We start from the raw sequence: 14,784 nt of genomic DNA, 5'->3' as shown, positions 1-14,784 counted from the left end.
TGCAGCGCTCGACGGCCACTCGTCGTCAGGATCCGGTTGAGTCCGCCGACGCTTGATCACTTCATACCGAAATGCGTGAATCCGTGCAACAGCGCGTCCGCCGGCCACCCAATCCCTTGCGCGGCCGGCGGACGCGTACCCCTACACCCCGGAAGGCACACGTTCGGTGACCATCGACATACCCCGCATCGAAGACACCGCCACCGCACTACTCGCCCAACACGAGTACCAGCGGTTCGCGTTCTACGGCCGCGTCTCCACGGAGGATCAGCAAGACCCCGTGGCGTCAAGGAACTGGCAGATCACCCGCGCTACCGGTCTCATCGAACCCGCCGGTGGCATCATCGTCGCCGAATTCTTCGACATCGGCTTGTCCCGTTCCCTGCCATGGAAGCGGCGGCCCCACGCCGCAAGGCTGCTCGACGCCCTCGCTGACCCGAACCGTGGGTTCGACGCGGTGGTAATCGGCGAGCCCCAACGCGCGTTCTACGGCAACCAGTACAGCCTCACCATGCCCGTCTTCTCGCACTACGGCGTCGGCCTATGGGTGCCCGAGGTCGGCGGCGCGATCGACCCCGAGTCCGAAGCCCATGACCTGATCATGAGCGTGTTCGGCGGCATGTCCAAGGGCGAGCGGACCCGTGTGAAGGTCCGCGTCCGGACGGCGATGTCCTCGCAGGCGAAGATCGAGGGCCGGTTCCTCGGTGGACGCCCGCCCTATGGGTACCGCCTTGCCGACGCCGGACCGCATCCAAACCCGGCCAAGGCCGCCGACGGCCGCCGTCTACACAAGCTGGAGCCCGACCCGACCACTGCGCCCGTCGTCCGGCGTATCTTTGCCATGTACCTCGCCAACTACGGTTACTTCGCCATTGCTGAGGCGCTTACCCGCGACGGAATCCCGTCCCCGTCAGCCGCCGACCCCGCCCGCAACCCGCATCGCACCGGCGAAGGCTGGGCCAAGAGCGCCGTCAAGAACATCTTGTCCAACCCCCGCTACACCGGGCGGCAGGTGTGGAACAAACAGCGCAAGGACGAGGTACTCCTCGACGTCAATGACGTCGCACTCGGCTACGAAACCCGGATGCGCTGGAACGACAAGGACTCCTGGGTGTGGTCCGACACGATCGCCCATCCACCGCTCGTCACCGTCAACGACTTCGAGCTAGCGCAAACGATCATGGCGGCCGGCGGCCGAGGCCGCACCGGCAATCGGCTACAGAAGGTGCGTCGCCACTATGTGCTTCGCGGACTCATGCTCTGTGGGCTGTGCGGACGCAAAATGCAAAGCCACCAGGCACACGAGTCCGCCTACTACCGGTGCCGCTACCCCAACGAGTACGCCCTCGCTAACCACGTCCAACACCCCCGCAACGTCTACGTCGCGGAACGAGACATCGTCCCGGCACTCGACAACTGGCTCCTCAAAGCCTTCGCCCCGCACCGACTGACCGACACGATCCAACGACTCCAGGCCGCCCAACCCGCCGCTGGACCCAACAGCGTCGCGCCAGCGATCACCGCCGCGAACAAGATCATTGCCACGTGCGACGCCAAACTCGCCCAGTACCGCGCCATCGCAGACGCCGGAGGCGACCCCGCCACCGTCGCCGCATGGATGGCCGAGGTCAACGCCCAACGCGCCGCCGCCATCGCTCAACGCGACAAAGCAGCACAAGAACCGGCTCCCCGTCACCTTGCCGAGGAGGACATCCGACGCCTCATCGGCAGCTTCGATGACATCCGCAACACCCTGCGCGACGCCCGCAGCGAGGATAAAAGCAACGTCTACCGCGAGCTACGGCTCGCTCTCACCTACGACCCCGGTCAAAACAAGATCAGCGTCGAGGCTAAGCCTGACGCTGATTACTGTGGGGTAACTGTACGTGTCCGAGGGGGGACTTGAACCCCCACGCCCTATACGGGCACTAGCACCTCAAGCTAGCGCGTCTGCCATTCCGCCACCCGGACCTGCATGTACGACTGTACCTGGCCGTCAGCACGAGGTGCCGGCCGTCCCAGGGGTCGCACGGCCCGTAACTCTACATGGCCGGTGACGATCATGCACACGGCATCCGGCGGGTCGGGGTGGCGTTCGCGGGGGTTGGGCGGCAGCATGGCGGGGTGTCTTCGCCGAGTCAGCTTGCCGCGGTCGCGCAGAATGCCCGCCGGCTTCGTGCCGGGGGTGATCTGAACGGGGCGCGGGCGTTGTTGGAGCGCGCCCTGGAGTCCTTTCGGCCGGCGTACGGCGAGGATCATCCGGAGGTGCTGCTGGCGGCGCATCTGCTTGCCGGGGTGCACCGGGACATGGATGATCCGGCCGGGGCCCGGCGGGTGTTGGAGGAGGCGCTCGCGGCGGGGTTGCGGCGGTTCGGCGAGGGCGAGCCGACGCTGCTGGCGATGTCGTTCGATCTTGGCTCGGTGGCCGAGGAGTTGGGGAACCGGCACGAGGCGCGGCGGAACTTCGGGCGGGTGGCCGCGGCCGGGTCGGCGGTGCTGGGGGCGGGGCACTGGATGGTGCGGGAGGCGCGGGCCTACCTCGGCGAGGATGGCTCGGCCACTCCGCTGGCTCCAACAGAGGCCATCTCAGCAGGGACGATGCCACCATCAAGCGCCCCGCCCGCCACGCCAGCGGGGATGATGCCACCACCGAGCGCCCCACCCGCCACGCCAGCGGGCACGATGCCACCACCGAGCGCCCCACCCGCCACGCCAGCGGGCACGATGCCACCGCCAGGCGCCCCGCCGGCGACATCAGCAGGGGCGATGCCAGCGCCGAGCGCCCCGCCGGCAACATCAGCAGGGATGGCGCCGCCCGGCCCACAGTCGGCCGCCATGCCGCCGGTGGTTGGCCCGCAGTCGGGCACCTTCGGGTCCATCGGGTTTCAGCACGAATACCCGGCTCTTGGACGCGAGCAGGGCGCGACCCGAACCCTCGGAGGCGGCCAGCCGGCCGGTGCTGTTGGGGCGCCTCCGTCCGGGTATAAGACGGGTGGCAAACGGGGACGGACGGCGACCGTCGCGGCGAGCGTGGCGGCGGTGGCGGCCGTTGTTGCGGCGATCCTGGCCGGGGTGGCGGTGCTCGGCGACGACAGGTCCACGACGCCGCCCGGTGACGAGCCATCGACGTCCGATGGGACGGTGACGGCCGCGCCGCCGGGGCAACTGCGGCTCTCGGAAGAGGGCGACGTGGTGAGTCTTACCTGGGTGGACCCGGCGGATGGGCGGGTGCCGTTCGTGGTGACCGGGGGGCGCCAGGGCGAGCAGCCGAGGTTGATGGCGCAATTGGATCCGGGCGCGACCAGCTACCGGGTCAACGCGTTGCACCCGGAGCTGGACTACTGCTTCACGGTGACCGCGCTCTATTCGACCACCGAGTTGGCGAAGTCGGACACCGTGTGCACGCACCGCTCGTCGGGTGGCGCGACGGGGTCGGCGACGCCCTGAACGGGCAGGTCAGTGCGTGATCGGGGAGTTGTCCACAGGGTAGGCGCACGGGTACCCACGGCTGTTGCGCAGGCCATATGATGGCACGCGGCTCGGGGGGAGGAACGCCGACAGAGACCCACCGGGCGCCGAATCGGGTGGGAGGGCGACCGGCTGTGGTGGACACGAGCGCGGTCAACGTGGAGGAAAACGGCGCCGGGAAGCCGCCGGCGACGCGGCGACGGGGGCGGGGCTGGCTGGTCACCGCCGCCGTGGTGGCGTCACTGGTGGCGGCGATGGGGTTGACCGCGTTGGGCATCGGCACGGCCGACCACGCGATGGCCAACTACGACGCCGCGGCCTGGCTGTGGAGTTCCGCACGGGGCGAGGTGGCACGGGTCAACGGGACCACCGGGCGGGTGGACACCCGCCTGAAGGTGGCGGGTGCGCAGGCGCACGCCATGCAGGTCACCCAGACCGACCAGTTCCTGCTGCTGCGCGACCTGAACACGGGGCAGGTCAGCGCGCTGGATCCGGCGACGCTGCAGATCACCGCCACCAGCTCGACCACCCCCGGCATCGGTGTCTCGGTCGCGCTGCACGACGAGGCGGCCTTCGTCATCGACGCGGTGCAGGGCATCGTGCGGCAGTTGGACCCGCGCTCGCTCCAGCCGATCGGCGAGCCGATCCGCTACCCCCCGGGCATCGCCGGGGGCACCTTCGACGGCGAGGGGCGGCTGTGGATCGCCCTGCCCGGCGAGGGCACCGTATCGGCGGTCACGGCGGCGCCGCTGCCGCCTACTGACGGGTCCGGCGGGGTGGGCGGGTCGCTGAGCCCGCGCCAGGTGCGCACCCACGCGGTCGCGCCGCCCAGCCACGACCTGGCGCTGTCGGCGCTCGACGACGGTGTGGCCGTGCTGGACCGCACCGTCAACGTGCTGACCACGGTGCGCGGGGACCGGCAGGTGCCGGTGACCCTGCCGCTGACCTCGCCCGGGACGCTCCCGAACCGCACCAACGGCGCCGAAGTGCCGGTGACCGTGGTGGACAACCGGCACGTGTACGTGGTGCAGGGCGACCAGGTGCACGACTTCCGGGTGCCCGGCGACGGGCCACAACTGCGGCCGGCGGTGGCCTGGGCCGGGCGGTTCTACTGCCCGGACGACGCGACCGGCACGGTGTACGTGCTGGACCCGTCCGGCAAGCTCGTCGAGACCATCTCGGTGAAGGGGGCGAACGGGCCGCTCGAACTGGAGGTCCGGGAGAACCACCTGTTCATCAACGCCCCGAACTCGGCGACCGCCCGGGTCGTCGATGAGAAGCACCACGTGAAGACGGTCGACAAGTACGCCAACGACATCCTCGGTGGGGACCCGCCGCCCGTTCCCCCGCCGCCGCCACCGCCGAGCAAGCCGCAGGTGGGCCCGCCCGGGGCGCCGCGCAGCGTCACCGCCGCGGCCGGGAACGCGCAGGCGCGGGTGAGTTGGCGTCCGGCGGCGGAGAACGGTTCGCCGATCAGCAAGTACGTGGTGGAGGGCGCCGGCAAGACCTGGGACGTGGGCGCCGACCAGCGATCGCTGGACGTCACGGAGCTGACCAACGGCGAGACGTACCGGTTCACCGTGCACGCGGTCAACGCCAAGGGCGCCGGCCCGAAGCGGACCAGCAACCCGGTGGTGCCCACGTCCGAGGTGCCGGACGCGCCGACCAGCGTCACCGCGGTGGCCAACAAGGACGGCACCGTCACCGTGTCGTGGCCGGCCGCCAACGGCCAGGGTCACAAGATCAGCAAGTACGCGGTGACGGCGGTCTCGGCGGGGGCCAGCGCACCCGTGGGCGAGGCCACCGGCACCGAACTGATCACGCGCAAGGGCGACCTGGAGTACGGCAGCCAGTACGCGTTCACCGTGGTGGCAATCAACGACATTGGCGCCGGCTCGGAGTCGTCCCCGATCAGCGAGAGCGTGGTGCCGTTCACGGTGCCGGAGGCGCCGGCCGGGCTGGATGCCACCACGGTGGCCGACAAGCAGGGCGCGGTGCGGGTCGCCTGGTCGCCGCCGGCCGAGAACGGCCGCCCCATCACGAAGTACGTGGTGACAGCGGGCGGGAAGAGCCAGGACGTCACCGGCGGCACGTCGGTGGAGCTGTCCGGGCTGGGCGACGGGCAGAACGTCCAGGTCACGGTCCGGGCGGTCAACGAAGCCGGCGAGAGCGCGCCGGCGACCGCCACCGCCCGCACCGTCGCGCCGCCGGTCATCAACCAGGTGAGCGTGTCGGCCACCGACTACACGTCCGTGACGCTGGCGCTGACCGTCGACGCCGGACGCGGCACCACCACGTGCTCGGTCAGCGGCTTCGGCGGGGCGACCGTGACCGGCGGCTGCACCAGCATCCGGGTGACCGGGCTGCTGGCGAGCACGTCGTACACCTTCACCGTCACGGCGAGCAACGCGGCCGGCAACGCCACCACGTCCAAGGCCCAGGCCACGAAAACGCTCCAGGGCACGGCCTACTGCTACACCAGCAGCACCGACCCCGCCCAGGCCGCCTGGTGCAACGACCAGCGCAACGCGCTGGAATTGCAGAGCGACCCGAAGCAGCTGTACTCGGGGCAGGTCGGCAAGACCAACCACGGGCAGAAGTACGACGCGGTGTGCCGGTACGACGGCGGCGACGAGGTGTACGCGTACATCTACAACCACGAAAAGCGGAGCACCACCTGGATCAAGATCAAGGCGAACAACGGGCAGTACTACACGCCATGGGCATGGTTCAACCTCGACGGCGGGGATGATCCCGGCGCGCTGCCCAAGTGCTGAACCCGTTCTCCAGCGAGGAGCACCACCGGACGTGAACATGGGCATGGGCACCGAACCGCTGACCCGCGGGCACATGCAGGGCTTCGCCGGCCTCGCCGGGCACCTGGCCGACAGCATCGGCTCGATCGTGCTCGGCAAGCCGGCGGTGGTCCGGTTGGCGCTCACGGCGCTGTTCGCCCAGGGGCACGTGCTGCTGGAGGACGTTCCAGGAGTCGGCAAGACCACACTGGCGCGGGCGATGGCGGCGTCGGTGCGGGGGCAGTGGCGGCGCATCCAGTTCACGCCGGACCTGCTCCCCGCCGACGTCACCGGCGTCACGATCTTCAACCAGGCGAACCGGGGCTTCGAGTTTCACCCCGGTCCGGTGTTCGCGAACATCGTCATCGCGGACGAGATCAACCGGGCGTCGCCGAAGACGCAGTCCGCGCTGCTGGAGGTCATGGAGGAGCGCTTCGTGACCGTGGACGGTGTGCGGCACGCCGTGCCCCGGCCGTTCCTCGTGGTCGCCACGCAGAACCCGGTCGAGATGGACGGCACGTACCGGCTGCCGGAGGCCCAACTCGACCGGTTCCTGATGAAGCTGTCCGTCGGCTACCCCGACGAGGCCGTCGAGGTGGAGGTGCTGCGCGGTGCGGCGGTCCGGTCCCCCGACCAACTCGAGCCGGTCACCGACACGGCGACCGTCGGCGAGGCCATCCGGCTGGTGCAGCGGGTCCACATCGCCGACCCGCTGTACGCGTACGCCGTCCGGCTGGCCACGTCCACCCGCGAGCACCCGCAGGTGCGCATCGGGGTCAGCCCGCGCGGCGTCATCGCGCTGACCCGGGCCGCGCAGGCGTACGCGCTCATCGACGGCCGGGCATTCGTGCTGCCGGAGGACTTCAAGGCGCTGCTGGAGCCGGTGTTCGCGCACCGCATCCTGCTCTCCCCCGACGCCCAACTGCGCGGGCTCGCGGCGGCGGACGTGCTCCGCGAGGCGGTCGAGTCCGTACCGGTGCCGCTGCCGCCCGGCCAGCACGGGCAGGGCGCGGGTGGGGCGGTCACCCCACCCACCGCCGGGAGTCACGGTTCCCGCCCGACCCGCGGGGCGACGCCCGGCGGCGCGCCCCCCGCGCCGCCGGCGCAGGCGAGCGGGCAGGCCAACACGGCCGGCCGCGCGTCGGCGCCGGTGTACCAGAGCGGCGGCGGCTACGGGGCGGCCGGGCCGGGTCACGCGAACGGCACCGCCCATGCCCACGGTGGCTGATGCGCTGAGTTCGCGGCGTACGGGCGCTGCGAAGCACACCGCCCGCAGCGCGGCGGCCAACCGTAACGCGACCGCCGCCGCCGGCGTGGCCGCACCCCGCAACACAACCGCCCCCGGCGCTACGCCCACCGCCCACCGCACCACCACCGCGCATAGCGTGACCACCGCCAGCAGCGCAACCACCGCCCACAGCGCAACCACCGACCGCAGCACGGCCACCGCCCACAGCGCAACCACCGACCGCAGCACGGCCACGCACCGCAACGCGGCCGCGCCCGGCGGCGCCGGTGGTGACGAGGTGACGGGATGAAGGTCACCTCGCGCGGGATCGGGCTGCTCGTCGCCGGCGTCGCCGGCCTCGTCACCGGGTACGCGTTCGGCTACGCGGAGCTGGCCGTACTCGGCTGCGCCGCGATCGTGGCGGTCCTCTGCGCGCTCGCCTACACCGGCTGGCGGCCGAGCCTGTCCGTGTCGCGGCTGGCGGACCCCGACCGCGTCGGGCGTGGCGAGTCGAGCACCGTGACGCTGACCGTGCACAACACGAGCCGGTTCCGCGCCGCCACGATGATCGCCGAGGACCGGTGCGGGCGGGCCACCGTGCCCGTCCCGCTGCTGCGTCTGCGCCCGAAGCGGGACACGGTGGTGAACTACCCGGTGCCCACGAGCCGGCGGGGCGTGGTGCCGATCGGGCCGCTGCGGGTCAGCCGGCGCGACCCGCTGGGGCTGGTCACGATGGCGCGCAGCCAGGGCGGCACCGCGCAGGTCTGGGTGCACCCGCGCATCCACCAGCTTTCCGCGGTGCCGGCCGGCGCGACGCGCAGCCTCGACGGCCTGGTCGACAAGGTGCCGCACGGATCGATCACGTTCGACTCGCTGCGGCCATACGTGGTCGGCGACGAACTGCGGCACGTGCACTGGCGCACCAGCGCGCGGGTCGGTGAGCTGATGGTGCGCGAGCACGTGGACACCAGCCTGCCGAGCATCGTGGTGCTGCTCGACGACCGGGCCGCCGCCTACCCGCGCCCGGCCGACGGGGTGGTCGAGACGTTCGAGTCGGCGTGCGAGGCGGCGGCGTCCGTGGTGGCGGCAGCGGTGCGGGAGGACCTGCCGATCACGCTGCATTTGGTCTCCGGGGCGGCGGCCGGCGGGACGGGCGGGCGCGCCCAGGCCACGGCCGGGTTCCTCGACCTGCTCGCCGAGGCCGACCTCACGCCCCCGGGGCAACCCGCGCAGACCCCGGCGGAGTCCCTGCGGGTCGCCACCGACCGGCTACGGCACCAACGGGTCGGCGACACCGTGGTCTTCCTCACCGGCCCGCTCGGGCGCGACGACCTCGGCACGGTCGGCGCGCTGCGCCCCGCGTACTCGTCGGTAGTGGTCGGCGTGTTCGGCGCGGACGGCTCGACGCCGGGCGGGGCGGGCGTGGTCGTGATCGACGCCGCGGACGGCGCGCAGTTCGCGGCCGAGTGGGACGGCGTGCGCGCGTGGTGAGGCCGGCGGGAATGGCCCGCGCCATCGTGCTGCCGGCGGTGCTGATCGCGATGGTGGCGGCGTCCGGCGTGCTGCTCAGCCGGATCTACGCGGACAGCCTGCTGACCTGGCTGCTGCTGGGCGCGGCGGCCGGTTCGGTCGGGCTTGGCGCGACGGCCCGGCGGCTGCCGAACTGGCTGGTCGCGCCGGTGTCCGTGCTCGCGATGGCCGGCTACACACTGTGGGCGATCAGCGTGGCCGCCCGCCGCGCCGAGCTACCCGGGACGCTGCGGGACCTCACCGCGGACGCGGTGGCCAACGGCATCCCGCGGCTGCTCACCGCCATGATCCCGGTGCAGCCGCAGCCGGACACGGTGCTGATACCCGTGGCCGCGGCCTGGCTCGCCGGGCTGGCCGCGACGGAGATCGCGATCCGGGCCCGGCGGGTGCTGCTCGGGTACGCGGCGCCGACACTCCTGTTCGCCGGGGCGCTGTACCTGGTGGGGCCGAACGCCGAACCCGCCCTGACCGTCACGCTCGGCTATGCGGCGCTGGCGGCGCTCGGGCTCGCCGTCGGCGGCAGGCGCGGGAAGTCCACAAGGGACGCGCCGGCGGCGCTGCGGTTACGCGGGTTCGCGGGCGGCACGCTGGCGCTGGCGGCCGTGGCGGGCACCACCGTCGCGCTGGCGCCGCAGATCGCCGCCCGCATCGACACCCGCCCCGTCGACCCGCGCCAGTACGTGACCCCGCCACGCCTCGACACCCTCGACGAGAACCCGCTGAGCCGCATCTCCGGTTGGGCGCTCGCGCCGCAGCAGGAACTGCTGAACGTGTCCATCGACGGGGCTCCCCCAGCGGACGGCACGGCGATCCGCCTGGCCGTGCTGTCCGACTACGACGGCGTGACCTGGCGGGTCGGGGCGACGTACCGGTCCGCCGGGCGGGTGCTGCCGCCGCCGACCAGCGACGGAACCGGGGGCACGCCCGGCCGCCCGCTGCGCCAGGAGATCACGATCGGGGACCTGTCCGGGCGGCTGCTGCCCGCCGCGGCCACCCCGACACAGGTGGACGGCGCGCGAGTGGCCTACGACCAGGCGAGCGGGACGCTGATCCGGCCGGAGGGGCTGACCCCGGGCCTGCGGTACGAGGTGACCTCCGTCGACCGCGTACCGGACGTGAACCTGCTGCCGCTCGCCGACGTACCCGCCGGCCCCGCCGCGCAGCGGATGCTGGCGGTCGGCCCGGGGGTACCCGAGCAGGTCCAGCGCCTCGCCCAGCAACTCAACGCCGACCACGGCGCCCCGTACGACCGGGCCACGGCGATCGAGCAGTTTCTCGCCGAGCACTACCGGCTGGTCAGCGACGCGCCCAGCGGGCACGCGTACCCGAACCTGGGCTTCTTCCTGTTCGGACCGGCCAACGGCGGCGGCCAGAAGGGCACCTCCGAGCAGTTCGCGGCGTCGTTCGCGCTGCTCGCCCGGCTCACCGGCCTGCCCACCCGGATCATCGTCGGCTTCCGCACCCGACCAGGCTCGACCGTGGTACGCGGCGGCGACGGGTACGCCTGGCCGGAGGTGCTGTTCCAGGATCTTGGCTGGGTGGCGTTCGACCCGCTGCCCCAGCCGAACGCGACACCCCGCCCGGTCGAGGAGGACTTCCGGCCGAAGCCGGAGGAGTCCACTCCCCCGCCGACCGAGGCGCCGACCGGCACGGTGCCACCGATGACCACCGCCCCGGCGGCGGACGACGCGGCGAGCGCCGGCGCCGGCGGGGTGCCGACCGGTGTGGTCGTGGGCGCCGGGGGCGGCGTGCTACTGGTCCTGCTGCTGGTGGCGTTCGCGGTGACCATGGTCACGCTGCGGCGGACGCTGCGCAGGCGCCGGTTGGAGGAGGGACCGCCGGCGGAGCGCGTCGCGGGGGCGTGGCTCGAACTGACCGACGCGCTGCGCCTGGCCGGCCGGCCCGCCAACCCGCACATGTCCGCGACGGAGGTGGCGGAGCACGCCGCCGCCGTGGCGGCCGGCGAGCCGACCCCGGGCGAGTCCGGCGACAACACCAGCGGCCCAGACGGCCCCCTCCGGGGCCGCCGCAAGGCCGCCAGCAACACAACGGGCGGCGGCAGCGAAGTGGGCGGCGGTCGTAACGCGCGCGACGGCCGCGACGCCGCCGGGTCACCCGTGGGAGGCGGCCCGAGCAGCGGCGGCCGGATCGGCGGCGGGCCAGGAGGCGGCGCTGTCGGGTTGGCGGTGCGGCCGGCGGTGCCCGGCGTCGGCGAACTGGCGGATCTGGTCAACGCGGCCGCGTTCGCCCCGGACGCCACCGAACTCGACGACGCGCGGACGGCGGCCGAGCGGGCCGTGGACTACGCGGAGCGGTTGCGTGGGCAGCGCTCCTGGTGGCGGCGGGTCGTCTGGTCGCTGCATCCCGGCCCGCTGCGCTGGCAGCGCCACCGGGAGAAATCCTGAACGCCTGGCCCGGGTGGAAACGGCCTGCCGGCCCCCCGCGTGCGGGGAACGCCGCGAACCGGGCGCGGCGGTGCGTCCGCGCTCAGTCGCGGAGGTAGGAAAGCGCCGCCAGGACGCGGCGGTTGTCCTCGGCCGAGTTGGTCAGGTCGAGCTTACGGAACATGCTCGTGATGTGCTTGTCGACGGCCTTTTCGCTGATGTAGAGGCGGGCGGCGATGGCCGCGTTGGTGCGGCCCTCCGCGACCAGCGCCAGCACCTCCCGCTCCCGCGGGGTCAGGCTCTCCAGCCGGGCTTGCCGGGCCGGCGCGGCCGCTGCGGGGCTCACCGGCGCTGAGCGAGCCGCTACCAACCGCCGGACCTGGGTGGTGAGGGCGGCGGTCGCCGCGGATCCCAGCAGCCGGCGGGAGAGCAGCGCGTAGCCGTGCAGGACCGGTGGCGCCGCCCACCACCACAGCACCAGGCCGACCAGACCGATCGGGATTCCGATGAACGCACTGTTGACCGTCCATACCCCGGACTGCGCCGGGCGTACCACCGGCAGCGACGCAAAGTGCAGGCACACGGCCGGCGACACGCCCACGACGAACGCCACGACGAGCCCGGCCGGGCTGGTGAGCAGTAGCCAGGCCAGATCCCGCCGGGTGGCGGACTCGCCAGCGAGCGTGCGTAGTTGGCGCCACCGGCCCCCGGACGGCTGCGGGGACTGCGCTGGGGGAAGGCTCGCCAGCGCCCGGAGGCCACCGGGGTCGAAGGCGGCGGAGCCGTAACCGAGCGGGCGCCCGTCATGCAGCGTGCTACCGATGACCCACCGGTTGGCGTCAGCGAAGCCGCGGACGAGCCGCAGCGCGGACAGGAGGAGCCAGACGCCGGCCGGAAACACAGCCAGCAGCGGCAACGCCACCAGGATCAGGGCCAGCAACCCGAGCCCGGCCAGACTCAGCGCCGCCAGCACGCACGCCCAGCCGAGCAACCGCAGCCGCTGGGCGACGGCGCTGCCCAGTAGCCGGAGCCGACCGGTCATTCCGGCAGTGGTTCGGGTGGACACCTCCGTAGTCTGGTTGACGTCGCGGGTAGGGAAAAGCCCACCATCCACAGTTCGGGTGTTAGCACCAGCGACGCCAGGGCCGCCGCGGCCGACGCTCGCCGCATGAACGACGCAACGAGACAACCGTCCGCGGTGGCCAGCCGCCTTCGCACGATCAGCCTCGCCCTCGTCACCCTCGCCGCGGCCGGGGTGCCCGTCCTGGCCACGGTTCCGGCGTACGCCGCGCCCGCCGGCGATCTGGTCGCGACCGACGTCTCCTTCTCCAGCAGCGACGGCACAGTGCTCCACGGCACCGTCGTGGCGCCGGCCGGCGAGCACCCGCCGCGACCGGGCATGGTGCTGGTCCACGGCGGAGGACCAGGCCCGCGCGAGTGGCTGCGCCAGGAGGCCGAGGCGTTCGCGCGGACCGGCATCGTCACGCTGATCTATGACAAGCGGACCGATGGCTACTCCCTGGTGGACCGGTCGTACGCGCGGCTGGCGGACGACGCGCTGGCCGCCGTCCGGCTGCTGCGCACCCGCGAGGGCATCGATCCGGTGCGGGTCGGCCTGTGGGGCCTCAGCGAGGGGGGCTGGGTCGCGCCCCTGGCCGCGGCCGCCTCCGACGAGGTCGCCTTCGTGATCACCGTGGGGGCCAGCGGGGTCCCGCCGGCGCGGCAGGAGGCGTGGGGCAAGGCCAACCGGCTACGCGAAGCGGGTGCCTCCGGCTCGATGGCGCGCGTCTATCCGGCCACCATCGTGCGGCTCATGACCGGCGCCGGATGGTTCCCCGAGGCGGACTACGACCCGGTACTCGTGCTGAGGCGGCTGCACCAATCCGTACTGGCGATCTGGGGCGAGCGCGACACGGTCAGCCCGCCGGCCGAGAGCATGGCGATCTTCGCCGACGCCCTCGGCCGGGCCGGCAACCCCAGCTACACCCTGCGCGTGCTCCGGGACGGTGACCACGCCGGTTACCTGGCCACGGAGGGCGGCTTCGCCGTCCACAACTGGATCACGCCCGCGGGGCGGTTCGCGCCGGGTTACGTCGACCTGATCGGATCATGGGTCCAAGCCTTGGCCGACGCCCCGCCGGCCCCCCGTGCCGATCCCCCACCGGCGCAGGAGACAACCACCAGCCCGATGCCGCCCCTACCGTGGTATGAGTCGCCGGCGGCCCAACTGGCCGCGCTGGGGATCATGGTGGCGGGCTTCGCGGGCTACCCGCTGACCGGGTTCATCCGCCGGCTCGCGGGGCGACGCCAGACCCCGCCGGCCGCCCGCCCGGCCCGGTGGCTGGTAGCCGCCGGCTTGACCGCCGTACCGGGGTGGCTCGGCTACACCGGCGTCCTGCTGCTGTCGAACGAGACCGCAATCGGCCCAATCGTCCTCGGCCGTACGGTTCCCTGGCTTGTGCTGCAAGCGCTTTCGGCCGGCACGGTCGCCACGGCCGTCGCCACCGCCGTGGCCTGGTGGCGCACTCACCGTCGGACCGGCGCCGCCCTGCGGCTCGCACCCCCGCTCACTGCCGCGGTCGTGTTCCTACCCTGGGCGCTCTACTGGGGACTCCTCATGCCGTAAGCAGTCCCGCTACGCCCGATCCCACCCGGATACGCTTCCCGATTGAGGGAGCGGGAGACGAAGCAGGTGACGGCGCAGGAGTCCCTGGCCGACCTGCTCGGCGGGCGGCGCGGCGCGGTGGACGCCAGCCTGCCCCCGCTCGGCTTCGTCGCGGGCTGGCTGGCGTCCGGCCGTTCGGTGCTCGCCGGCGCGGTCACGGCGCTGGCGGTCGGCCTGGCCGTGGCGGCGTGGCGGCTGTACCGGGCCGACCGCCCCCGCGCGGTACTGATCGGCCTGATCGGCGTGTGCGTGGCGGCGCTGATCGCCCTGCGCACCGGCCGCGCCGCCGACTTCTTCCTGCTACAACTGTTCGCGAACGCGGCGAGCGCGCTGCTGTTCGCGGTCAGCACCGCCATCCGGTGGCCACTGCTCGGCGTGATCGTCGGCATCGTCCTCGGCCAGCGCACCCGCTGGCGGCGTGACCCGGACCTGCCGCGCGCCTACGGCCGCGGCAGCCTCGTCTGGACGGCCCAGTACGCCCTGCGGGTCGCGGTGTTCCTCCCGCTGTACGAGGGGGACCTGGTGGTCGCCCTGGGCGTGGCCCCCCAACCCCATGACACAAGTACCGGGACACCGCCTTGACACATCTACCGGGACATGACAGGCCAAAAATCGGCGTGCCGGTACCACGATGCCAATGGGCCGCTCAGTGTTTCCTCCTGGGGAGCAGAGCAGAGTGGCGCGGCGGCATTACCTGCCCTGCCGGGGCCGGAG

At 72.8% G+C, this 14,784-nt stretch carries 8 protein-coding genes, 1 tRNA gene and 2 pseudogenes; 9 read left to right on the top strand and 2 right to left on the bottom strand.

The genetic code is table 11. From position 1 onward, the window contains the following. Nucleotides 1–166: 166 nt before the first annotated feature. Nucleotides 167–1,906 carry a recombinase family protein gene (locus KJS59_RS28125; protein WP_213456551.1) on the top strand — a complete coding sequence of 580 codons (1,740 nt, stop codon included), beginning with the start codon at nt 167–169 and terminating at the stop codon, nt 1,904–1,906. On the opposite strand, the gene KJS59_RS28120 is transcribed toward KJS59_RS28125, so the two are convergent. After that, nucleotides 1,888–1,971 (bottom strand) — tRNA-Leu (locus KJS59_RS28120). The genes KJS59_RS28125 and KJS59_RS28120 overlap by 19 nt on opposite strands. Nucleotides 1,972–2,124: 153 nt before the next feature. On the opposite strand from KJS59_RS28120, the gene KJS59_RS28115 reads away from it, so the two are divergent. From KJS59_RS28115 to KJS59_RS28090, 6 genes and pseudogenes are all read left to right on the top strand, one after another. Continuing rightward, nucleotides 2,125–3,447 (top strand): fibronectin type III domain-containing protein, encoded by a 1,323-nt coding sequence (locus KJS59_RS28115; RefSeq protein WP_213456549.1) that lies wholly within the window; start codon nt 2,125–2,127, stop codon nt 3,445–3,447. A gap of 158 nt (nt 3,448–3,605) precedes the next feature. After that, nucleotides 3,606–6,245 (top strand): fibronectin type III domain-containing protein, encoded by a 2,640-nt coding sequence (locus KJS59_RS28110; protein WP_249715019.1) that lies wholly within the window; start codon nt 3,606–3,608, stop codon nt 6,243–6,245. A 43-nt stretch (nt 6,246–6,288) separates the two neighbouring features. Then, nucleotides 6,289–7,278: pseudogene (locus KJS59_RS28105) on the top strand (AAA family ATPase); the annotation flags it as partial. 205 nt (nt 7,279–7,483) lie between these two features. Next, nucleotides 7,484–7,801 (top strand): hypothetical protein, encoded by a 318-nt coding sequence (locus KJS59_RS28100; protein ID WP_213456544.1) that lies wholly within the window; start codon nt 7,484–7,486, stop codon nt 7,799–7,801. Beyond that, nucleotides 7,798–8,982: a DUF58 domain-containing protein gene (locus KJS59_RS28095; RefSeq protein WP_213456542.1), complete on the top strand. Its 1,185-nt coding sequence runs from the start codon at nt 7,798–7,800 to the stop codon at nt 8,980–8,982. Before KJS59_RS28100 ends, KJS59_RS28095 begins: the two co-directional genes overlap by 4 nt. 11 nt (nt 8,983–8,993) lie before the next feature. After that, on the top strand, nt 8,994–11,426 hold the full coding sequence (locus KJS59_RS28090) for a DUF3488 and transglutaminase-like domain-containing protein (RefSeq protein WP_213456540.1): 2,433 nt from the start codon (nt 8,994–8,996) through the stop codon (nt 11,424–11,426). A gap of 82 nt (nt 11,427–11,508) precedes the next feature. Here KJS59_RS28090 and KJS59_RS31545 read toward each other — a convergent pair whose 3' ends face one another. Continuing rightward, nucleotides 11,509–12,447: a LuxR C-terminal-related transcriptional regulator gene (locus KJS59_RS31545; protein WP_376771288.1), complete on the bottom strand. Its 939-nt coding sequence runs from the start codon at nt 12,445–12,447 to the stop codon at nt 11,509–11,511. Between the two features lie 126 nt (nt 12,448–12,573). Here KJS59_RS31545 and KJS59_RS28080 point away from each other — a divergent pair, with 126 nt between their 5' ends. Both KJS59_RS28080 and KJS59_RS28075 read left to right on the top strand, forming a co-directional pair. Continuing rightward, nucleotides 12,574–14,031 (top strand): S9 family peptidase, encoded by a 1,458-nt coding sequence (locus KJS59_RS28080; RefSeq protein WP_213456538.1) that lies wholly within the window; start codon nt 12,574–12,576, stop codon nt 14,029–14,031. 42 nt (nt 14,032–14,073) lie between these two features. Further along, nucleotides 14,074–14,613: pseudogene (locus tag KJS59_RS28075) on the top strand (DUF3159 domain-containing protein); the annotation flags it as partial. Between the last annotated feature and the right edge of the window lie 171 nt (nt 14,614–14,784).

Source organism: Rhizomonospora bruguierae (assembly GCF_018397995.1).
GTDB lineage: Bacteria > Actinomycetota > Actinomycetes > Mycobacteriales > Micromonosporaceae > Rhizomonospora > Rhizomonospora bruguierae.
The sequence above is the reverse complement of the archived record's forward strand: the minus strand, read 5'-3'. Positions and strand labels throughout refer to the sequence as shown.